The organism is Nonomuraea sp. LP-02 (genome assembly GCF_036289125.1).
Taxonomy (GTDB): domain Bacteria; phylum Actinomycetota; class Actinomycetes; order Streptosporangiales; family Streptosporangiaceae; genus Nonomuraea; species Nonomuraea bangladeshensis.
In genome coordinates this window covers 3,533,477-3,553,489 of the sequence record NZ_JAXCLK010000001.1, presented here as the reverse complement: position 1 = coordinate 3,553,489, position 20,013 = coordinate 3,533,477, and the positions used below count along the sequence as shown (strand labels likewise).

At 71.3% G+C, this 20,013-nt stretch carries 18 protein-coding genes; 14 read left to right on the top strand and 4 right to left on the bottom strand.

Going from position 1 to position 20,013, the window contains the following annotated elements; all coding sequences use genetic code 11:
• Positions 1-442 precede the first annotated feature (442 nt).
• Both SMD20_RS16525 and SMD20_RS16520 read right to left on the bottom strand, forming a co-directional pair.
• On the bottom strand, positions 443-1,039 hold the full coding sequence (locus SMD20_RS16525; RefSeq protein WP_329581502.1) for a TetR/AcrR family transcriptional regulator: 597 nt from the start codon (positions 1,037-1,039) through the stop codon (positions 443-445).
• 20 nt (positions 1,040-1,059) lie between these two features.
• Entirely contained in the window at positions 1,060-1,980 is a 921-nt protein-coding gene (locus tag SMD20_RS16520) for an alpha/beta fold hydrolase (protein WP_329581499.1), read from the bottom strand.
• Positions 1,981-2,195: 215 nt separating this feature from the next.
• Between SMD20_RS16520 and SMD20_RS16515 the strand changes: the two genes are divergently transcribed.
• Positions 2,196-3,407 carry a hypothetical protein gene (locus tag SMD20_RS16515; protein WP_329581497.1) on the top strand — a complete coding sequence of 404 codons (1,212 nt, stop codon included), beginning with the start codon at positions 2,196-2,198 and terminating at the stop codon, positions 3,405-3,407.
• A gap of 383 nt (positions 3,408-3,790) precedes the next feature.
• On the opposite strand, the gene SMD20_RS16510 is transcribed toward SMD20_RS16515, so the two are convergent.
• Positions 3,791-4,486, bottom strand: a complete 696-nt coding sequence (locus SMD20_RS16510; protein ID WP_329581495.1) for a hypothetical protein — start codon at positions 4,484-4,486, stop codon at positions 3,791-3,793.
• Between the two features lie 66 nt (positions 4,487-4,552).
• On the opposite strand from SMD20_RS16510, the gene SMD20_RS16505 reads away from it, so the two are divergent.
• The 10 genes from SMD20_RS16505 to SMD20_RS16460 all read left to right on the top strand — a co-directional run bounded on the left by SMD20_RS16505 (position 4,553) and on the right by SMD20_RS16460 (position 16,354).
• Positions 4,553-6,760: a hypothetical protein gene (locus SMD20_RS16505; protein ID WP_329581493.1), complete on the top strand. Its 2,208-nt coding sequence runs from the start codon at positions 4,553-4,555 to the stop codon at positions 6,758-6,760.
• A gap of 123 nt (positions 6,761-6,883) precedes the next feature.
• Complete coding sequence (locus SMD20_RS16500; protein ID WP_329581491.1) at positions 6,884-7,999, top strand: GntR family transcriptional regulator; 1,116 nt, start codon at positions 6,884-6,886, stop codon at positions 7,997-7,999.
• A gap of 54 nt (positions 8,000-8,053) precedes the next feature.
• Positions 8,054-9,346: an extracellular solute-binding protein gene (locus SMD20_RS16495; protein WP_329581489.1), complete on the top strand. Its 1,293-nt coding sequence runs from the start codon at positions 8,054-8,056 to the stop codon at positions 9,344-9,346.
• Positions 9,343-10,275 carry a carbohydrate ABC transporter permease gene (locus SMD20_RS16490; RefSeq protein ID WP_329581486.1) on the top strand — a complete coding sequence of 311 codons (933 nt, stop codon included), beginning with the start codon at positions 9,343-9,345 and terminating at the stop codon, positions 10,273-10,275. Before SMD20_RS16495 ends, SMD20_RS16490 begins: the two co-directional genes overlap by 4 nt.
• A complete protein-coding gene (locus SMD20_RS16485; RefSeq protein ID WP_329581483.1) occupies positions 10,268-11,080 on the top strand; it encodes a carbohydrate ABC transporter permease in 813 nt (270 codons plus the stop codon). Before SMD20_RS16490 ends, SMD20_RS16485 begins: the two co-directional genes overlap by 8 nt.
• A 30-nt stretch (positions 11,081-11,110) precedes the next feature.
• Positions 11,111-12,118, top strand: coding sequence for a Gfo/Idh/MocA family protein (locus SMD20_RS16480; RefSeq protein WP_329581480.1), 1,008 nt, complete (start codon positions 11,111-11,113; stop codon positions 12,116-12,118).
• Positions 12,115-12,885 carry a sugar phosphate isomerase/epimerase family protein gene (locus SMD20_RS16475; RefSeq protein ID WP_329581478.1) on the top strand — a complete coding sequence of 257 codons (771 nt, stop codon included), beginning with the start codon at positions 12,115-12,117 and terminating at the stop codon, positions 12,883-12,885. Before SMD20_RS16480 ends, SMD20_RS16475 begins: the two co-directional genes overlap by 4 nt.
• Positions 12,882-14,333, top strand: coding sequence for a beta-N-acetylhexosaminidase (locus SMD20_RS16470; RefSeq protein ID WP_329581475.1), 1,452 nt, complete (start codon positions 12,882-12,884; stop codon positions 14,331-14,333). Before SMD20_RS16475 ends, SMD20_RS16470 begins: the two co-directional genes overlap by 4 nt.
• Positions 14,320-15,345 (top strand): NAD-dependent epimerase/dehydratase family protein, encoded by a 1,026-nt coding sequence (locus SMD20_RS16465; RefSeq protein WP_329581472.1) that lies wholly within the window; start codon positions 14,320-14,322, stop codon positions 15,343-15,345. Before SMD20_RS16470 ends, SMD20_RS16465 begins: the two co-directional genes overlap by 14 nt.
• Before the next feature lies 1 nt (position 15,346).
• Positions 15,347-16,354 carry a dihydrodipicolinate synthase family protein gene (locus SMD20_RS16460; RefSeq protein WP_329581470.1) on the top strand — a complete coding sequence of 336 codons (1,008 nt, stop codon included), beginning with the start codon at positions 15,347-15,349 and terminating at the stop codon, positions 16,352-16,354.
• A 77-nt stretch (positions 16,355-16,431) separates the two neighbouring features.
• Here the strand turns inward: SMD20_RS16460 and SMD20_RS16455 are convergent, their stop codons facing one another.
• Positions 16,432-17,577 carry a mandelate racemase/muconate lactonizing enzyme family protein gene (locus SMD20_RS16455; protein WP_329581467.1) on the bottom strand — a complete coding sequence of 382 codons (1,146 nt, stop codon included), beginning with the start codon at positions 17,575-17,577 and terminating at the stop codon, positions 16,432-16,434.
• Positions 17,578-17,773: 196 nt separating this feature from the next.
• On the opposite strand from SMD20_RS16455, the gene SMD20_RS16450 reads away from it, so the two are divergent.
• The 3 genes from SMD20_RS16450 to SMD20_RS16440 all read left to right on the top strand — a co-directional run bounded on the left by SMD20_RS16450 (position 17,774) and on the right by SMD20_RS16440 (position 19,940).
• Complete coding sequence (locus tag SMD20_RS16450; protein WP_329581464.1) at positions 17,774-18,370, top strand: DUF1707 SHOCT-like domain-containing protein; 597 nt, start codon at positions 17,774-17,776, stop codon at positions 18,368-18,370.
• Between the two features lie 129 nt (positions 18,371-18,499).
• Positions 18,500-19,246, top strand: coding sequence for a DUF6461 domain-containing protein (locus tag SMD20_RS16445; protein ID WP_329581461.1), 747 nt, complete (start codon positions 18,500-18,502; stop codon positions 19,244-19,246).
• A 121-nt stretch (positions 19,247-19,367) separates the two neighbouring features.
• Complete coding sequence (locus tag SMD20_RS16440) at positions 19,368-19,940, top strand: MFS transporter (RefSeq protein WP_329581459.1); 573 nt, start codon at positions 19,368-19,370, stop codon at positions 19,938-19,940.
• Positions 19,941-20,013 lie beyond the last annotated feature (73 nt).

Sequence of the window (20,013 nt, the reverse complement as noted above, 5' to 3'; positions counted from 1 at the left end):
GGGGCACCATCAGAACCTCCGCGTTCGGGTTTCCTCGGTGTTGCCTGGAAGTTACTCGGCGATCAAGGGTCATGCAATACTTTGCAGACTTTTGCGGGAGAAATGTCGGGTATGCGTATAATGCGATGATTTATGCCGGTATGGCGCTGCGGTTCTTGCGGGCCCTTTCCGTGGTTTCCATCTTCCGGCGCCACCTGCTGCTGTGTGATGGAAGGTGTGAGAGCAAGCCCAAACGCCTTTAGCTGAGCTGATGGCTGGAGTTCCGGGCATGAGGTCTCTCGTGGAACTGACTTCGCAATTTTTCAGAATCTTGCGAAACAAGGATCCACCCCGTCCGGCGCCGAGGCCGCGCAATGACCGAACGGCCGTGACCTGGATGAGCATTCAGAGGATTGATGTGCGCTTCGGGATGAGGTGGCGCCGGTGCGGCCCAAGCCCAAGGTCAGGCCGCTGCCGGCCCGAACAGGCGGTCCAGGTGGTAGTCGATGATCTCGGTGGCAGCCGCGTGGCTGCGCTGCCGGCTGAGGACACTGGAGGTCAGGCCGTTGGCGAGGGCCAGCAGGCCGGCGACTTCGGTACGCGGGTCACGATCGGGGTCGATGTCCCCGGCCTGCTGCGCGGCGGTCAACCTCGCAGTGAGGAAGTTCTCCAGTGCGTTGGGCAGGGTGACCCCGACTGCGGCGAGCGCCGGGTCGGTGAGGGCGGCGGTGTAGTAGGCGGTCCAGGCCATGGAGTCCAGTTCGCTCTGCTCGTCGAAAGGCAGGATCGCGCCGAGGACGGCGGCGAAGACGCCTCGCGGTGTCAGCTCGTCCGCGGCAGCGGCGGCCCGCTGCTTGACCCGGCGGTCCATGCGGGCGCCCAGCTCGGTGAGGCCGGACTCGAGCAGGGCCTGCTTGTTCGTGAAGTAGTACTGGACGACGCGCAGCGAGACCCCGGCCTCGGCGGCGATCTCACGCATCGACACCGCCTGTAGGCCGCGGGTGCTGGCGATGCGCAGCAGCGCCTCGGTCAACTGGCGCCGCCGCTCATCGTGATCCACCTGTCGGGGCATACCTGTTCCTACCTGTTGTCCGTGCCGGCCTTGGGCGTCGGGGCCCCGGCCCGCGCCTGGCCGGGAAAGCTGAGGATCCGCTCGGCGACCAGGTCCGGAGCCTCGACGGGCAGCGAATGGCCGGTGCCGGGCACGATCTCCACGCGCCAGGACGGCGCGACATCGGCCAGTCGCGCGGCCAGCGCCTGCGCGTCGAGCAGCGCGCTGCGGGCGCCCAGCAGCACCTGCACGGGCACGGACACCCCGCGTATCTGCTCGTCGGTGTAGGCGGGCGGGATGGGCACACGCCGGCGGAAGGACCAGCCGGCCCGCATCAGCTCCACCAGCCCATCCTCGCGCAGCACCCCGTTGTCCACTACGCCGGCCATGCGGTGTCGCAACATACGAGGAAGCATGGAGGCAAGGGCCCCGGCAAGGGCCCACCGGATGAACCGCCTGGGCAACGGCGCGAAGCCGCCCGGGTCCACCAGCGTCAGCGCCGCGACCCGGCCGCCCCCGCCGAGGTGCTGTTCCACTGCGGCCCAGCCGCTGGCGGAGAAGCCTGCCACGTGTGCGCGCTCGGCTCCGACTGCGGCCAGTACGTCGGTGACCCAACCGCCGACGTCGGCGCCGGTCGCGAGCGGCCGCCTCTGAACCGAGCGGCCTGGCTCGCCGAGAGGGTCGACGGCGAGGACCGGGCGCGTGCGCGCCAGCGGCTCGATGTAGCGGTACCAGGCCAACGCGTTCGCACCGGCACCGGCCAGGAGCACCACGGGATCCCCCGCGGCGGGCCCGGCCCGGTGGATCCGCACCATGCCCGCGCGGGTCTCCACGTCGACGGCGTCCACCGGCACCGGCCACAGCTCGCCGAGCAACCGGCCATAGACGGCGTAGTACTTGTCACGGGCAGAGTCGCTGGTGAAGGCGGACGGTCGGTCAGGCACGCGCATGATGACCTCATTTCCCGGAATGGATACAGTCGTATCCTAACAACTGGCCGGCGAGGTCGCGGCCGCGGCCCCGGATGCTCTTGCCGGAGGCGGGCATGTTGACGCCGTTGGTGCGGCATGTTGTGATCCACACATGCGCATTTCGTACTCATTTAGTAGGAAATGAGGTGGTTATGGGGTTACTCCAGCGTGCCGCCGCGGTTGTCATGCTCCTGGTGAGTGCAACGGGCATCCAGGCCGTGCAGAGCGGACCGGCGCAGGCGGCTCTGCCCACCGCCGCCGTCGTGCTCGGCGACAGCTTCGTCAGCGGGGAAGGCGCGGGGGACTACCTGCCCGTCGTTGACGCCTCCGGTACGGCACAGGCCTTCCCCGGCTGGTCGGCGGCCAACAGCAACGCCTACTTCTGTCACCGGTCGGCGAACGCCTCGGTGTTCACGGCGTCGCTCCCGGGCATCCAGCAACGTTTCAACCTCGCGTGCTCCGGCGCCCAGCCCGCCGACATAGCCGCCCCCTCAAGCGCCCGGGCCGAGGGCCGCGCCGTCGCCTCGCAACTCGATCAGTTGCGCGCCGTCGCCCAGACGCACGACATCGACGTCGTCCTCGTCGGCCTCGGCTCCAACAACACCCAGTTCACCTTCGGCGACGTGGCCACGCTGTGCGCCAACCGCTTCATCGCCGACGCCTGGACAGGCTGGTGGGAGTTCTGGGCCTACCTGAAGGGCGAGGTGCCGCAGAAGCCCTGCACTGCCTCGGACCTGGCCACCGACGCCGAGGTCGCCGCCGCCACCACCGAGACCACCGCGGCCCTGCGCCAGATCCTCGACACCCTCGCCCAGGTCGACGCCGACGGCACCCACCAGGTGATTCTGCAGACCTACACCAACCCGCTGCCGCCCGACATCGCCCCGCAGTACTACGACGAGGACGGCCGCACCGACACCCGCGACAAGTTCCGCGCCCTCGGCGCCGAGCGCTACGCCGCCGGGTGCCCGATCCACCGTGCGAGCCTCGCCCCTGGGCACGTGTTCTCCCAGAACCTCGGCTCCCTGGTCAGGAACGCGTACACCACGCTGGCGGCCGAACGCCCGGCGGCCGACCTGCGGGTACTGGACGTCCAGCGGGCTTTCGACGGGGCCAGGCTCTGCGAGAACCCCGGCAGCCCGGCGGGTGCGCTCGCGACGCCGGTCCGGGTACAGGACGGGCCGTCCGGCACGTTCATCACCAGCCTGTCCGGCTGGGACAAGATCGGTATCCAGCGGGCGGCGAACACCTGCGTCACCTACTTCCAGACCTGCCAGGAGTCCTGGCACCCCAACGCGGCGGGCCACACGGTCCTCGGTCAGTGCCTGACCGGCGCCTCCGCCGCGGCGCCGCGGGCGATCGTCACGTGCGTCCGTAACGCGAACGGCACGCTCACCATCTCCTGACGTCTCCTCAGCTTCGCGTCCGGCTGTCCGGAGCCGGACGCGTCGCGCGGTCAGGCGCACGGCTGGGCGGTGCCGCCTGGAATGTTCTGTCGCTCGGCTGTGGCGTGCTGCAATTCTTCCGGCAGCCAGAAGATCAGATCACGGCCTTTGTGCCTCCGTCAGCCTGCCGGTTTCCATGGCTGTTCCGGCAAACTCATGGATGAATACCGTCCACGAATCCCCTGCACTCTCCGTGATTCAAGCTTTCTCCCACTATGTGGGGTTCGCCAAGCGCACGGAGAACCAGACCATGACGGTGTACGTGGCAATCCTGAGCAGCCGGAAACTCAATATGCCGGCGCTGGAGAATGCCAGCGAATTGGTCAAGGAAAGCGTCCGTCCCATCATCGAAGTCGCGGCGGCGGCAACGACACCGAGATCAAGGCTGTGGCCAATCGGGTCGTGGAGTACGTCCGCAAGAGCAATCCAGACGGCCGCATCGACCTGGCGTTGGACACCGCGCCCCTGGCCGGCGGCTTCGGCCCTGAGGGCGCGCCCCCTTCGTCTACGCGCTGCGCGATCCGCGACTGCTTCTCGACCAGCTCGACGAGATCGGAGCGTCCATCCAGCAGGCAGATCTCGTCCTGGACTGCGGCTATGTGAAAGAGCCCGCCAAGACAGGCGACCTCGTGGCGACTCACCGTTGGAGCATCTGCTCGGCCGTCCCTGGCAATCGGTGACGGTGGCGGCGGGAGCGTTCCCGCCGAGACGAGAAGCAGACTTGTGGCGCCTGTTGAGCAGCTACCGGGACAGGGGCAGCTACGGCGACTACGCCGTAGCCGGGTGGCGTGCGACTGCATGGCTTCGACGACGAACTCGGCCACCTGCCGTGGGTGGGCGGCGTCGGCGATCTCGAAGTACAGGTCGTACTGCTCCACGTCGCCTGCGGTGACTGCCCACGTGCCGTGCTCGTCCTTGTCCGGGTTGGTCTGGCCGGGGATGACGGTCCATGGCTTCGGCAGGCCGGTGCTCGACCCGGCAGCACGGACGGAATACATGCCATTTTTTCCCAGCAAATTCGGGGCTATCGTTTCCGCCATCTCGTGGATCGGGCGCCAGAACGTGCTGTTTCTGGCACCAATTCATTCCTAAAGGAGGTGGCTTCCGTGCCCGCAGGACTGTGGAGAACCGTCGGCGCGCTCGTGCTCGCCGTGCCGCTCGTCGGGGCCGTCCCGGGCGCCGCCCGCGCGGCCGATTCGCCGTCGGTGACGATCGACTCCTCGGAGTCCGGACCCGGCGTCGTACGGCTGGCGGGGCGTTTCGCCGGTGCGTACGACGTGTCCCTCGTGGTGAACGGGGAGCGGGTCGAGCGAGCGAGGGTCAGCGACCCGGACGCCGACGACACCGGGACCTGGACCTACGACCTCGACGTCGGCGAGATGGACGGCGAGATCGAGGTCTACGCGAAGGCGACGGTCGCGCAGACGCGGTATGGCACCTGGTCGCCGCCGCTGACCGTGCGCGTGGACAACCCCCGGGCCAGGAAGCCGGAGGTGGAGATCACCGAGCCGGCCGACGAGGCGCGGCTCACCCGGCCCACGCCCGTCCGGGTGCGCGTCGCCGGGACGGACGTGCGCTCGGTGCGGGTCCGCGTCAACGGCGGCCCCTGGCAGCGCGCCACCGGGGCCGCCGGCCGGTACGTCACGCTGGTGAACCCCGCCAAGTACGGCGACGTCATGGCGAGCCTGGAGGCGGAAGCCACCGACGCGCGCGGCCACGTCACCAGGTCGGCCACCCGGTACGTCGCCCTCGGCGCGGCGAAGAAGCGCCGCCCGGAGCCGCACCGGCAGGACCGGGCGATGTGGATCTGGGAGAAGGCCTCCTACAACCTGGTGCTCAACCCGGGGTCGCGCCGCCTGCTGGAGACGGTCCTCCCGCCTGGTTCGACGATGTACCTGGGCGTGGACACGTATCTGGGGCGGGACATGATCGAGGACGCGCGTCCGGAGCTGCGCGACCTCGTGGCCTGGGCGCACGGCCGGGGCATGAAGGTGCACGCCACCGTGGCCGGCGGGACGCGCCCGCCCTACCTGGGGGCGCTCTCCCGCTACCGCGACCGCGCCGTCGGGGAGATGGAGCGCGTGATCGACTACAACCTGTCGTCGAAGCCGGCCGAGCGGTTCGACGGGATCAACGTCGACATCGAGCCGTACATCCTGCCCTGGTTCACCAGCTCCAAGCCCGACCTGCAGATCCAGTGGCTGGACACGCTCCGCGCGATGATCGCGCGGCGCGACGCGTCGGGGCAGCCCCTGCTGTTCGGTCCCGCCGTGCCGCGCTGGCTGGACACCTCCGCCTGCTGCACGGACATCCCGTACGGCGGGACCACCCGCACCCTGGCCGAGCACGTCCAGGACCTCAGCGACTACATCGCGATCATGGACTACCGCGACCAGGCGGACGGCAGCGCCGGCATCATCGCGCAGGCGGCCGGCGAACTCGCCTACGCCGAGCGGATCGGCAAGCCGCTCTCCGTGGTCGTCGGGGTGGAGACCCTCGACATCGCGACGAGCGGCGACCCGGCCACCATCACCTTCCGCGAGGAGGGCAGGGACGCGATGGAGGCGGAACTGGCGAAGGTCGGCCAGGCGTTCTCGGGCAGCCCGGCCTTCGCCGGGATCGCGCTGCACCACTACGACTCCTACCGTGAGCTGCCCACGATCTGGGGCCCGGCGGCGCGGTGGCCCGAGCCGCCCGCCGACTCCGGGCCGCCCACCGGCGTGGCCTCGCCGCCGACGGCGGTCGCGTTCGACCACGCCACGGTCGACCTGACGTACGGGCGGGCGTACGACGACACCGAGGTCGACTTCTACGAGGTGCACCGTTCGACCGAACCCGGCTTCACCCCCGGCCCCGGCACGCTCGCGGGGAGGGCGCGCGGGCTCAGCCACACCGACACCGGCCTGCTGCCCGGCACCACCTACCGGTACCGGATCGTGCCGGTGGACGTGGCAGGGCACCGCGGGCCCGCCTCCGATCCGGTGACCGTGACGACCGGGGCCACCGGCCTTCGTCCCATGGTCGTGGAGTCGATGTCGGTGACGGTTGAGGGAGGCGCGGCGCGGGTGCGGCTGCGCGTCGTGGACAAGGAGAGCGGGCAGCCGGTGGCCGCCACCGTACGCGGGCGCTTCACCTTCTCCGCCGGCCGGTACGTGACGGTGACCGCGGACGCCGACGGCTGGGCCACCGCGACCTCGGAGGCGCTGAAGCAGCCGACCGGCGAGGTCGGCTTCGCCGGTCACCGCCTCACCGCCCCCGGCCACTACTGGGCCACCGCCTACGACCGCGACAAGACCACCACAGCCCGCTGGTAACGGCGCCACCATCGATTCTAGGCGTGAATTCATTCCTAATATGACGTGAATAACGGAGTGAATTAAGGGTTGACATTACTTCGCTAGGACAAGAAGAATTCGGACATGGAGCCACTTGAAGGAATGAATTCCCTCCCAAGGGGAAGGCGATTCCGCACCCTTGCGGCCCGCCTGCGGCAGGAGATCGTGCAGGGCCGCTGGCCGGTCGGAGCCCGGCTGCCGACCGAGTCCGAGCTGGCGCAGACCTACTCGGTCGGGGTCAACACCGTCCGCCGCGCGGTCGACCTCCTGGTCGAGGAGGGACTCGTCCGACGCCGGCAGGGGTCGGGCACCTTCGTGACCAGCTCCGTCACCCCGGGGGCCAGGCCGCGTCTCATCGGCGCGCTGGTTCCGTCGAACACCTACTACTTCCCGCAGGTCGTGCAGGGCATCGAGCGGGCGGCATCCGCCGCCGGCGTGCAGCTCGTGCTGGCCTGCTCCAACTACGACCCCGACGTCGAGGCCGGGCAGATCCAGCAGCTCATCGATGTCGGCGTGGCCGGCCTGCTGCTGGTGCCCAACCTGCACCTCGCCGCCGACCCCGACGCCCACCTGGCCCGCCTGCGCGAGCTGCCCGTGCCGTACGTCCTGGTGGAGCGCCGCCCGGCCGACCCCCGCCCGGCCGACCCGACCTCCTACGTCTGCACCGACGTGCACGGCGGCGGCTACGCGGCCGTCCAGCACCTCAGCGGGCTCGGCCGCGTCCGGATCGGCTACCTCGGCCGGCTCGGCACGGCCAGCTCCGAACAGGTCTTCGCCGGATACCGGCAGGCCGTCGCCGACCTCGGGCTTCCGGAGATCCCGGAGGCCGTGGCCCGGCAGCCCGTCTGGACCGGCCCCGACATGCTGGCCTACGCCAACTCGCTGGTCGCCGAGAAGGTGCGCGCGGTGGTGTGCCTCGGCGACCGCGAGGCCACCGCGCTCCTGCCCTACCTGCGCAGGGTCGGCCTGACGGTGCCCGACGACATCGCCGTGGTGGCCTACGACGACGAGGTCGCCGACCTGTCGGAGGTGCCGCTGACCGCGGTCTCACCGCCGAAGGCCGAGGTGGGCCGCATGGCGACCGAACTGCTGCTGCGCCGGATCGAGCTCGGCCCGGCCGCGCCGGTCTGCCGGGTCGTCCTGCAGCCCCGCCTGGCCGTGCGCGCCTCCTGCGGAGCCGCCTCCGGCAGCCTGGTCGAGGTCCGCGTCCCTTCGTGACGCGGGCGTCCCCCCTCACCCCCTCCCCCCTCTTCGTTCCTGTTGGAGGACCCAATGAGAGTGCGCGTGCTCGCCGCTGCCGCGGTGGCCGTCCTCACCATGGCCGCTACGACGTCGTGCGGCGGCTCGGCCGACGACTCCGGCGCCGTCACCCTGAAACTCGGCTTCTACGCCGCCGCCGGCGACCCGGCCGACACGACCATGCGGCAGCTCGTCAAGGAGTTCGAGGCCGCCAACCCGTCGATCAAGGTGCAGCTCGAGGTCGCGCCGTACGTCAAGTTCTTCGAACGGCTCCGCACCCAGATCGCCGGCAACCAGGCGCCGCAGGTGTGGCTGTCGGACGGCGTGCTCGTGCAGGAGTTCGCCGCCCGGGGCGCGCTCGCCGACCTGAGCGACCGGGTGAAGAGCGTCAACGCCGCCGACTACTCCGGCATCGAGCTGAACCGCGACGCCCAGGGCCGGGTCTTCGGCTTCCCGCAGGGCGCCCAGACCCCGGTGCTGTTCTACAACAAGAAGCTGTTCGCCGAGGCCAAGGTCGCCGAGCCGACGGCCGAGTGGACCTACGACGACCTCGCCGCGGCGGCCAAGAAGCTCACCAAGGACACCAACGGCGACGGCAAGCCCGACGTCTACGGCTTCCGCGCGTACTCGCCGGGCTTCACCGAGAGCTGGTGGCCCATCGTCAAGGCGTTCGGCGGCGACATCGTCACCGACGGGGGACGCAAGGTCGTCATCGACAGCCCGCAGTCCACGGCCGGGCTCGACTGGATGCTGAGCGCCATGGGCAAGGACGGCTTCGCCCCCGACTACGTCACCACCGAGGCCATGGGCAAGGGCGTCGTGCACACGCTGTTCGCCACCGGCCGGGTCGCCATGTCGTACGGCATCTACGCCCGCACGCTGCCCGCGCAGAGCGCGGGCGTCGACTTCGGCGTGGCGCCCCTGCCGAAGGGCCCGGCCGGTCGCGGCAACGTCGCGATCGTGAACTCGTGGGTGGTCAGCAAGGCCGCCTCCCCGGCGCAGAACGACGCCGCGTGGAAGTGGATCACCTTCTTCTCCGGCGAGGGCCCGCAGCGCAAGTGGGCCGAGCTCGGCGAGGCGATCCCGATCAACAAGAAGGTCGCCACCACGGCCCTGGCCCCCGACCGCGGCCCGGTCTTCCTGGAGTCGCTCGACGCGGCCACCGACCTCGGCACCAACGCCGTGTGGTCGGAGTACACCGAGGCGCTGGCCAAGCGCATGAACGAGGCACTGTCGGGCGCGACGCCCGTCGCCACCGCCCTCCAGTCCGGGCAGAAGGAGGCCCAGGAGGTCATCGACCGCTTCTACGCCGGGAAGACGCAGTGACGCTGCTCGCCAGGCGTACCGGGCGGGCGGCCGCCGAGCAGCGGCCGCCCGCCAGGAAGCGGCACGCGGGGGAGCGGATCTGGGCCTTCGCGTTCGCCTCGCCCTACCTCCTCCACCTGGTCGCGCTGGCCGCCTGGCCGCTGCTGGCCTCGCTGTTCTTCAGCATGACCGAGTACGACCTGATGTCCCCGCCGAGGTTCGTCGGGTTCGGCAACTTCACCCGGCTCTTCGAGGACCCGGTCTTCTGGCGCACGCTCGGCAACACGGCGTACTTCGCGGTGCTGTTCGTGCCCGCCCAGACGGCCCTGGCGCTGGCGCTGGCGATCGCGCTCAACCAGCGGCTGCGCGGCATGGCCCTGTTCCGCGCGGCCTACTTCGTCCCGGTCGTCTCCTCGTGGGTCGTCGTCGCCTACGTCGCCGACGCCGTCTTCAACCCGCAGACGGGCATCGCCAACCAGGTGCTCGGCCTCTTCGGGCTGCCCGCCGAGAACTGGTTGCAGGATCCCGCGCTGGTGATCCCCACGCTCGCGGCGGTCGCGGTGTGGAAGGGCGTCGGCTACATGATGGTGCTCTTCCTGGCGGGCCTGCAGGCCATCCCCGAGGAGCGCTACGAGGCGGCGAAGATCGACGGCGCGTCGGCCTGGAACCGGTTCCGGTACATCACACTGCCGGGCATCTCCGGCACCACGTTCCTGGTGCTGGTGCTCACCTCCATCGAGACGCTGCAGTCGTTCGAGCAGGTCTTCGTGATGACGGAGGGCGGGCCGCACGGCGCGAGCGAGCTGACCGTGCTCTACCTCTACCGCCAGGGTTTCCAGTTCTTCCAGATGGGCTACGCCTCGGCCATCGCGTGGGTGCTGTTCGTGCTGGTGCTCGCGCTCACCCTGGTGCAGTTCCGGCTCCAGCGCAGGTGGGTGCACTATGCGTAAGACCGTCTCGTACGTCCTGGTCCTCGCGGGCGCCGCGGTCATGCTGCTGCCCTTCGTCGCGGCGCTCGGGAACTCGCTCAAGAGCTTCGCCCAGTACATCCAGGTCCCGCCCGTGTGGATCCCCGACCCCGTCCAGTGGGACAACTACGCGGAGGTGTGGCGGCGCGCCCCGTTCGGGCTCTACCTGGTCAACAGCGTCGTGATCGCCGTCCTCGCGGTCGTCGGGAACGTGCTCACCAGCGCCATGGTCGGGCACGCGCTGGCCAGGATGCGCCTGCCGGGCAAGCAGGCGCTGCTCACCATGGCGCTCGGCACCATGATGTTGCCCACCGTCATCACGATCGTCCCGAACTTCCTGCTGTTCCGCTCGCTGGGCTGGCTGGACTCGCTGCTGCCGCTCATCGTGCCGTACTGGCTGGCCACGCCCATCGGGATCTTCCTGATGCGGCAGACGTTCCTCGGCATCCCCAAGGACTTCGAGGAGGCGGCGGGCCTCGACGGGGCCAACCCCTGGCAGGTGTTCTGGCGCATCCACCTCCCGCTGGCCAAGCCCGCCCTGGCCACGCTCGCGGTCTTCACCTTCACCACGTCGTGGAAGGCCGTGCTGGAGCCCACGATCTATCTCACCTCACCCGAGAACTACACGCTGCCGGTCGGCGTCCTCAGCCTCAAGGGGCAGTTCGTCGGGAACGACCAGCTTGTGACGGCGGCCGCGATGATGAGCCTGCTGCCGATGCTGATCGTGTTCGTGCTGGCCCAGCGTTACTTCGTCCGCGGAACCATGTCCGCGGGTCTCAAGGGCTGACAGGCCCCCTCCCCGTCCAGAAAGGAAATCGTGTCCACAACATCCGGGCTGCGCCTGGGCGTCATCGGCGCGGGCACCATCGCGGAGTTCCACGTGGCCGCCGCCCGCCAGAGCGCCGGGCAGGTGAAGGTCACCGCGGTGTGCGACGTACGGGCCGAGGCGGCCGAGAAGCTGGCCGCCGAAGCCGGCGCCCGCGTCTTCACCGACCACCGGTCGATGATCGACGCCGGCGGCCTCGACGCGGTCGTGATCACCGTCCCGCACGCGCTGCACGCCCCGATCACCCTCGACGCCGCCGCGGCCGGGCTGCACGTGCTCGTGGAGAAGCCGATCGCCACCACGCGCGAGGACGCCCTCCGCATGATCGAGGCCTGCCGCGCGGCCGGCGTCGTGTTCGCGGTCGGGCACGTCCTGCGCTTCGTCCCGATGCTGCGCGCCGCGGCCGGGTTCCTCGCCTCGGGCGAGCTGGGCCAGGTCGTGGTGGCCTCCGAACGGCGCACCGCCGACTACGGCGACCCCTCGCGCCCTCGCTGGTTCCTCGACGCCGGCATGGCGGGCGGCGGCATCGTGCTCAACGTCGGCACCCACAGCATCGACAAGCTGCAGATGCTCGTCGGCTCGCCGATCGTCGAGGTCACCGCGCACGTCGCCGGGCCCGGCGGCGAGTCGGTGGAGACCGAGGCGGTCGCCCTGGCCCGGCACGCCGACGGCACCCGTTCGACGATCTCCGTCACCGGAACGGGCCTGCCGTTCACCGACGAGGCCGAGATCGTGTGCGGCGAGGGCGCGCTGCGCATCAGCCGCGGCGAGGGCGTCTGGTCCTTCCGCGGCGGCGTGGCCACCCAGGTCGCCGCGCCCGGCAGCGGCGAGATGGCCACGGCGTTCGCCGCGCAGCTCACCGACTTCGCGCGCGCCTGCGCCGCTCGTACCGCCCCCGAGGTCACCGCCGAGTACGCCCTGTCGGTCCTCGACGTCGCCCTGGCCGTCTACGAGTCCGCCCGCCTGGGCTCCACCGTCACCGTGAAGGGACAGTCATGAACCCGCTCGCGTTCAGCACGCTCGGCATGCCGGGCGCCCCGGCCGAGGAGGTCATCGCCACCGCCTCCCGGTACGGCTGCGCCGCCGTCGAGCTGCGCTGCGCAGAAGGCGAGATCGTCGCGCCGGACACCCCCGCCGGCGAGCTGCGCTCGATCGCCCGGACGTTCGCGGGCGCCGGGATCGAGATCGTCGCCGTGTGCTCCTACACCCGCGTGGCCAGGCCGGGCGGTGACCCGGTGGCCGAGGTGCTGCGCCACGTCGAGATCGCCGAAGCGCTCGGCTCGCCGTACGTGCGGGTCTTCGGCGGTGTCGAAGGGCAGGACGACCCGGCCGCCGCCGCGACTCGGAGGCTCGCGGACGTGGCCGGACGGCTGCCCGACAACGGCGTGGACGTGCTGCTGGAGACGCACGACGTGTTCCTGACGGGCGAGGCGGTCGCCGGCGTGCTGGCCGGGGTCGGCTCGCCGCGCGTGGGCGCGCTGTGGGACGTGGTCAACCCGTGGCGGGCGGGCGAGAGCGCCGCCGCGACCGCGGACGCGCTGGCGCCGTACCTGCGGCACGTGCAGATCAAGGACGCGGCCTCGCCTGCCGACCTGGCGCCGGTGCTGCCCGGCCAGGGCGCGGTGGGGGTGCCCGGCGTGCTCGCCGAGCTCGGCCGCATCGGGTACGACGGCTACCTGGCGCTGGAATGGGAGCTCGCCTGGTACCCCGACGCGCCGCCGATCGGCGAGGCCCTGACCGCCTTCCGCAAGGTGCTCGGGCGATGATCCCGCTGGTCGCGTCGGCGCGTACGGACCAGGGGCGGTTCCCGTTGGGCGCGGGCACGCGGGTGAGCGGCCCGCACGCCGGCCTCGTACGGGACCTGCTCGGCCTGGACGCGCGCGACGCCCCCGACGCCCACGGTGAGGTCGTGCTCAGCCTCGTGGCCGACCCGTCGCTCGGCGCGGAGGGGTACACCCTCACCGTCACCCCCGACCGGGCGGTGATCGCCGCGGCGGGCGCCGCCGGGCTCGGCTGGGGCGTGCAGACGCTGCGCCAGCTCGACACGCCCGGCGGCGTGCCCTGCGGCACCGTCCGCGACGTGCCCAGGTACGCCTGGCGCGGCGTGATGATCGACGTGGCCCGCTGGTGGCGCCCGGTGTCGTTCCTGCGCGCGTACGTCGACCTGCTGGCGCTGCACAAGTTCAACGTCCTGCACCTGCACCTCACCGACGACCAGGGCTGGCGGTTCGAGGTGCGCGCGCACCCGCGGCTGACCGAGGTCGGGGCCCGCCGCGCCGAGTCCCCGGCCGGGCACGCGCGGGAGGGCAGGTCCGACGGCACCCCGCACAGCGGCTTCTACACCCAGCAGGAGCTGCGCGACCTGGTGGAGTACGCCGCGGCGCGCGGCGTCACCGTGGTCCCCGAGATCGAGTTCCCCGGGCACTCGCAGGCCGCCATCGCGGCCTGCCCGTGGCTCGGCCACCCGTCCGCGGAGCCCGTCACGGTGCGGACCACGTGGGGCATCTCCTCGCACGTGCTCAACGTGAGCGACCGCGCCGCCGAATTCGCCCGCGACGTGCTCGACGAGCTGAGCGACGTCTTCCCCTCCACGTACGTGCACATCGGCGGGGACGAGGTCCGCGGCGACGCGTGGGCGACCAGCCCGGAGGCGGCGCGGCGGGTGGCGAGCGCCGGGCTCGGCGGTCCGGAGGCGCTGCACGGCTGGTGGGGCCGGCTGCTCGCCGATCACCTGCGCGGGCTCGGCCGCCGCGCCGTGGCCTGGGACGACATGCTCGACCACGACCCGCCGGAGGACATGGTGATCATGGCGTGGCGCGGCGTGGACCGGATCGAGGCGGCGGCGCGGGCGGGCCACGACGTCATCGCCGCCCCGCACACGCACACCTATCTCGACTACGCCGAGTCCGACGCCCCCGGCGAGCCGGTCAGCATCTCGGGCCCGCTGCCGCTGGAGACCGTGTACGGGTTCGACGCGGGCGACGCCGTCCTCGGCATGCAGGCGCAGCTCTGGGGTGAGTACCTGCCCACGAGGGAGCGCTTCGACTACAACGCCTTCCCCCGGCTGTGCGCCGTCGCCGAGGCGGCCTGGTCCTCCGGCCGGGACCTCGGAGACTTCACCCGGCGGCTGACCGCCCACCTGCCGCTCCTCGACCGGCTGGGTGTGGCGTACCGGCGGCCGTACGACCAAGGAGCGGCACGTGTTCACCTCTGAACGGGAGCTCGACGACCGGCTGGCCACCCCCTCGGCCGCGCTGATCGCCGACGCCGGCGCGCTGGACGGCGACCTCGTCGTGCTCGGCGCGGGCGGCAAGATGGGGCCGAGCCTGGTCCGGCTGGCCAGACGCGCGCTGGACGCGGCGGGCCGGGGCTCGGCCCGCGTGTACGCCGTGTCCCGCTGGTCCGACGGCCGCGCGGCCCGGGCGCTGGCGGAGGAGGGCGTGGACGTGGTCGCCCACGACCTGAGCGCCGGCGACGACCTCGACGCGCTGCCCGACGCGGCGAACGTCGTGTTCATGGTGGGTGCCAAGTTCGGCACGTCGGCCGCGCCGTACCAGGCGTGGGCGGTCAACGCGGCGCTGCCGGCCGCCGTGGCCCGGCGCTACCGGGACTCGTCGGTCGCGGTGTTCTCCACCGGCAACGTGTACCCGCTGGTGGACGTGGCCTCCGGCGGCAGCGCCGAGGAGGACCGGCCGGAACCGGTCGGCGAGTACGCGATGAGCTGCCTCGGCAGGGAACGCGTCTTCGAGCACGCCGCCGCCGCGTACGGCACCCGGGTCTCGATCCTGCGCCTCAACTACGCGGTGGACCTGCGGTACGGCGTGCTCGCCGACCTCGCGGTCGCGGTCGCGGCCGGCGAGCCGGTCGACGTCACCACCGGCCACGTCAACGTCGTCTGGCAGGGGTACGCCAACGAGGTCGCGCTGCGCTCGTTGCGGCACGCGCGTGCCCCGGAGCCGTTCACGATCAACCTGACCGGGCCGGAGACCGCGTCGGTCCGGCGCACGGCGACCCGGCTGGCGGCCGCGCTGGGGACCGAGGCGTCCTTCGCCGGCAGCGAGAGCGGCACCGCGCTGCTCAGCGACGCCTCGGCCTGCCACGGCCTGTTCGGCTACCCGGACGTGCCGCTGGACACGCTGATCACCTGGCAGGCCGGCTGGTTGTCGCGCGGGCTGCCCCTGTCGGGCAAGCCGACCAAGTTCGCGGTACGCGACGGGAGGTTCTGAGATGTCGATCGACCTGCTGCGGGAGGGCACGGTCATCCCCGCCCACCCCCTGGCGCTGACCGGCGGCCGTACGCTCGACGAGCGCCGCCAGCGCGCGCTCACCCGCTACTACCTCGCCTCGGGAGCGGGCGGCGCGGCCGTGGCGGTGCACACGACGCAGTTCGCGATCCGCGAGGCGGGGCTGCTGCGGCCGGTGCTGGAGCTCGCCGCCGAGGTCGTGGCCAAGGAGGCCGAGCGGCCCTTCGTCCTGGTCGCGGGGGCGTGCGGCGACACCGCGCAGGCGGTGGCGGAGGCCGAGCTCGCGGCCTCGCTGGGCTACCACGCGGTCCTGCTGTCGCCGAAGGTGCCGGGCGCGGGCGAGCCGGAGCTGCTGGCACGTGCCAGGGCGGTGGGCGAGGTGCTGCCGGTGGTCGGCTTCTACCTCCAGGAGGCGGTGGGCGGGCAGCGGCTCAGCCCGTCGTTCTGGAGGTCGCTGAGCGAGCAGGAGTCGGTGGTGGCGATCAAGATGGCGCCCTTCGACCGGTACCGCACCGTCGACGTGGTCAACGCGGTGGCGGCGTCGGGGCGGGGCGACGACATCGCGCTCTACACCGGCAACGACGACAACATCCTGGCCGACCTGCTCACCCCCGTCGCGGGCCGCCGCGTCGTCGGCGGGCTCCTCGGCCAGTGGGCGGTGTGGACGCGGGCGGCGGTGCTCATGTTCGAGGAGGTGCGCCGGGCCTGGGCCGGGGACGACGACGTCCTGCGGTCCCTGCTGGCCCGCGCCGCGGACCTCACCGACGCCAACGGCGCGGTGTTCGACGTGGCGGGCGGCTTCCACGGCTGCATCGCCGGGGTGCACGAGGTGCTGCGCGGCCAGGGGCTCCTGGCCGGCACGTGGTGCCTCGACCCGGACGAGGGGCTGTCGCCGGGGCAGGCGGGGGAGATCGCGCGGGTGCGCGCGGCCTACCCGTGGCTGGTGGACGACGACTTCGTCGCCGCGCACCTGGACGACTGGCTCCGCTGAGCCACCGCTCTTCGGCCGGCGAGCCCGGGGTGGGGAACATTCCCCGCCCCGGGCTCGCCGGGTGAGACGGGGCCGGGTCAGATGGTCCAGTGGGCCGTGGACAGGGCGCGGACGGCGTCCTCGTCCACCTCGACGCCGAGGCCGGGCCCGGTGGGCACCAGGGCCGTCCCGCCCGTGACCTTCACCGTCTCGCCGCCGACGTACGCCGAGTGCACGAACTGGCGGCCGTTGAGGTCGACCGGGGTGTCCACGCCGAAGGCGGCGAACAGGTGCAGCGAGGCGGCGAACCCCAGGTCGGTGTCCGTCAGCCCCGACCCCATGATGCGCAGCCCGGCGTCCTCGGCGAGCTGGCACAACCTGCGGGAGAGCGTGAGGCCGCCCGACCGCTGCACCTTGGCGATGGCGATGTCCACGGCGTCGAGCTTCACGAACGTGGCCAGGTCGGACGGATGGCGCAGGCTCTCGTCCAGCGCCACCGGCAGCGGGCTGTGGTCGCGCAGCCGGCGCAGCCCGGTGACGTCGTTGGCGGGCAGCGGCTGCTCGAACGCCGACACGTTCAGGTCCGCGAGCCGCCGCGCCATGCGCAGCGCGCCGTCCACCGTGTAGGCCTGGTTCGCGTCCACCCAGAGGGGCGCGTCCGGGGCGGCCTCCCTGACGGCCGCGACGACGGACAGGTCCGTCGCCTCGTCGTGCAGGCCCACCTTGACCTTGTACGCGCCGTAGCCGTGCGCCCGCCCTTCCTCGACCGCCCGCCGTACCTCGTCGGCCGTCTGACCGGCCACGATCCAGCCGAGGGTGATCCGGTCGAGGCGGCGCTGACCCCACAGCACGCCGACGGAGACGCCGAGCGCCCGGCCGAGCAGGTCGTGCAGCGCGATGTCGAGCGCGGACTTGGCGATGGGCGACCCGATCGTCAACCCCCTGTTGATCACCTTCTCGTAGACCGCGCAGGCGCCGTCCAGGTCCCACGCGGGGCGTCCGGCCAGGGCCGGAGCGAGATAGCGGGCGATCGTCGTCGAGATCGACTCCACGGTCTCGTAGGTCCAGGCGGGGGTCGGCGTCGCCTCTCCCCAGCCGGTCACCCCGCCGGCCGTCACCTTGACGAGAACCCGTTCGGCGGGCTTTCCCTCAGTGGTGACGTTTCCACCGGAGATGCTGAACGACCGGATGGACGGCAGTTCCACGACGAATACATCAATCCGCTCGACGACCAGCGATTCCATGTTTCTCCAAGCGGCAGGAATTCATGCTCTTCGAATATCTTCGGCGTCCTGAATCTAGCATGCGGGAAATAATTCACGAATTAATGGAATGAATTCCTGTGCCCGCTTTCCGCGGCATCCTGGCCGGCGCCTGTGCCCGCCGGCGAGGGGCTGGGCGGACGGGCTGCTTCCCCTCATGTCTCCCTATCATTGGGGCATGAACGATTGGCGTCCGGAACCAGTCCGCCGAGATGAGTGGCGCGTCTCGCATGACGAGCGTGAAGCAGTGGTGGAACGGCTGAACACGGCGGCGGCCGAGGGCCGGCTCGACCTCAGCGAGCTGGATGTACGGCTGGAACTGGCGTTGAACGCCAAGACGTACGCCGATCTGGCGCCTCTCACCGCCGATCTGCCGCCGGATGTCCCGGTGGATCAGGAGCCGCTGATCATCAAGGGCGGCATGCACGGCGTGACCCGTTCGGGGCGCTGGGACGTGCCGGGGCGCATCGCCGTGTACGGCGGCATGGGCGCCGTCAAGCTCGACTTCACCGAGACCGAATGCCGGCTGCCCGAGATCCAGATCGAGGCACAAGGCCAGATGGCCGGCATCACGATCATCATCCCCGACGGCTGGGCCGCGGAGACGTCCCGCATGGAAGGGGGCCTCGGGGGTTTCAAGGACAAGACCACGCCGCAGCGCCTCCCCAGAACGCCACTGATCCGCCTCTCCGGCAACGGCGGCGCGGGAGGGGTGGTCATCCGGCACCCCAACAGCTGGGAACGCCGCAAGCAGCGGCGCCTTCAGGGCCGTTGAGGCCGTCTGACTGCCGAGTCCCCATGCCTGCCGTACTCGAGCATCGCCGGATCCCACCCGACGTTCAGAAGCGAGCGCAACCTGGCTGCCGGACCTCCAGTCCGGCGGCCCCCGCAGGAAAGAGGCGACATGCGACGGTCAGAGTATCTGTGGCACCGGTTGCATAGTTACGCGCTCGCCACGGAATTCAGCGCGATATGGGTCGACCGGCTGGAGCTCGACGAACTGGCGCAGCGCGTGGGCGCCGACTTCCGGCAGGCTCGCCGCCGCGACAGAGCCGAACTGGCGGACGAGGCGTTCGACATCCGCGACGCGACGGTGATCTGGGCCGACCGGCTGACCGACGACTGGCTGCAGATCTTCGAGTTCCGGGGATACGCGTGCAGCGGCGCCCTGCGCGAACTGTCGGCTCATGGAGGGCGAGCGGTGAACGTGGGATGGGGGCTGAACGGCGTGCGTGATCTCACGTATGTCTCGGACGGCTACCACACCACCGGATTCAGCATCACCGTTCCCGGCGAGCGGTCCGGCAATGCCCCGGCCGCGCTCGACGCGCTGGCGGAGGGCCTGATGTTCGATATGGATGACACGAGCTGGATGACGGATCCGGAGCTCCCGCCGGAATGGCCGGCCTTCGAGGAATGGTCGGCCTGGATGGAGGAGAACGGATACTCGGTGGGGGACGAAGATGGGGAGCAGCCGCTGCCGGAGGCGTTCGGCGACTTCTATGGTTTGTCGCTGAACGGCTACCATCCGTCCCTGGCCACCTGCGTCACCTCGGCCCTGACCCTGGTCGGGCGGCTCACCGGCAGGGAAATCGACGAGGCGTGGCTGACTGAGTCACACACGCGGCTCACCATCCCCCATCGGTTGTGATGGCCGACGCCGAACCGGTGCTGATGAAGCCCGGGCCGGGGCTGCTCCGCGGGCGTGTAGCCGGCGAGCCATGCGAGTCAGCGGAGGGCGGCCTTCTCGACCGGGTCGTCAGGCTGGGAGGATGAGTGCCGTGTTCGCCCTGGAACGGGTCTCGCGCCTGGCACGCGCCGCTGTCTTCGCCGCGGTGTGCGTCGTCATGTCCGCGGGCGGTCATGTCCTGGCCGGAGGCGTTCCGGTCGCGGTGCCCACGTTGTCCATCGGCGTGCTGGGGGCCTTCGCCCTCGCCTTCGTGCTCAACGGACGACAGCGCGGGCCCGAGACCGTCGTCGCGGCGACGGCGGCCGCGCAGATCCTGCTGCACGAGCTGTTCACCAGGAGCGCCGGCGTCACCGTGGCGGCTGCCGAGCATGTGCACACCGGGACGCCCGGCGCCGGCATGACCGTGGCGCACCTCGTGGTCGCGGTGATGAGCGGATGGTGGCTGTACCGCGGGGAGAGCGCGTTCTGGCTGATGGTCCGGCTGTGGGGGATGGCTCCGCTGCCGAAGCTGCGGCGGTCGCCGGCCGGCGTGGTCGAGCCATTCGCGACGCCGGCCGGGGTCGTGCTCGCGGCCGAGGAGAGGACGTATCGCGGGCCTGAGCTCGTACGGGCGATCCGGCGGCGCGGGCCACCCGTGGCCGCGCACGTTCACTGACGGCCGCCCCGGCCTGTCCACCGGGGTGGACCTTTCCCCGAGCATCGACATGGGCGGCATCGGCCGGCGTGTC

Excerpts from the sequence above, each read along its gene's own strand:
- SMD20_RS16450 (WP_329581464.1), top strand. The coding sequence starts at position 17,774 with ATGAACGATTGGCGTCCGGAACCAGTCCGCCGAGATGAGTGGCGCGTC.
- SMD20_RS16495 (WP_329581489.1), top strand. The coding sequence starts at position 8,054 with ATGAGAGTGCGCGTGCTCGCCGCTGCCGCGGTGGCCGTCCTCACCATG.
- SMD20_RS16455 (WP_329581467.1), bottom strand. The coding sequence starts at position 17,577 with ATGGAATCGCTGGTCGTCGAGCGGATTGATGTATTCGTCGTGGAACTG.
- SMD20_RS16520 (WP_329581499.1), bottom strand. The coding sequence starts at position 1,980 with ATGCGCGTGCCTGACCGACCGTCCGCCTTCACCAGCGACTCTGCCCGT.
- SMD20_RS16510 (WP_329581495.1), bottom strand. The coding sequence starts at position 4,486 with ATGGCGGAAACGATAGCCCCGAATTTGCTGGGAAAAAATGGCATGTAT.
- SMD20_RS16445 (WP_329581461.1), top strand. The coding sequence starts at position 18,500 with ATGCGACGGTCAGAGTATCTGTGGCACCGGTTGCATAGTTACGCGCTC.
- SMD20_RS16475 (WP_329581478.1), top strand. The coding sequence starts at position 12,115 with ATGAACCCGCTCGCGTTCAGCACGCTCGGCATGCCGGGCGCCCCGGCC.
- SMD20_RS16440 (WP_329581459.1), top strand. The coding sequence starts at position 19,368 with ATGAGTGCCGTGTTCGCCCTGGAACGGGTCTCGCGCCTGGCACGCGCC.
- SMD20_RS16460 (WP_329581470.1), top strand. The coding sequence starts at position 15,347 with ATGTCGATCGACCTGCTGCGGGAGGGCACGGTCATCCCCGCCCACCCC.
- SMD20_RS16500 (WP_329581491.1), top strand. The coding sequence starts at position 6,884 with ATGAATTCCCTCCCAAGGGGAAGGCGATTCCGCACCCTTGCGGCCCGC.
- SMD20_RS16470 (WP_329581475.1), top strand. The coding sequence starts at position 12,882 with ATGATCCCGCTGGTCGCGTCGGCGCGTACGGACCAGGGGCGGTTCCCG.
- SMD20_RS16485 (WP_329581483.1), top strand. The coding sequence starts at position 10,268 with ATGCGTAAGACCGTCTCGTACGTCCTGGTCCTCGCGGGCGCCGCGGTC.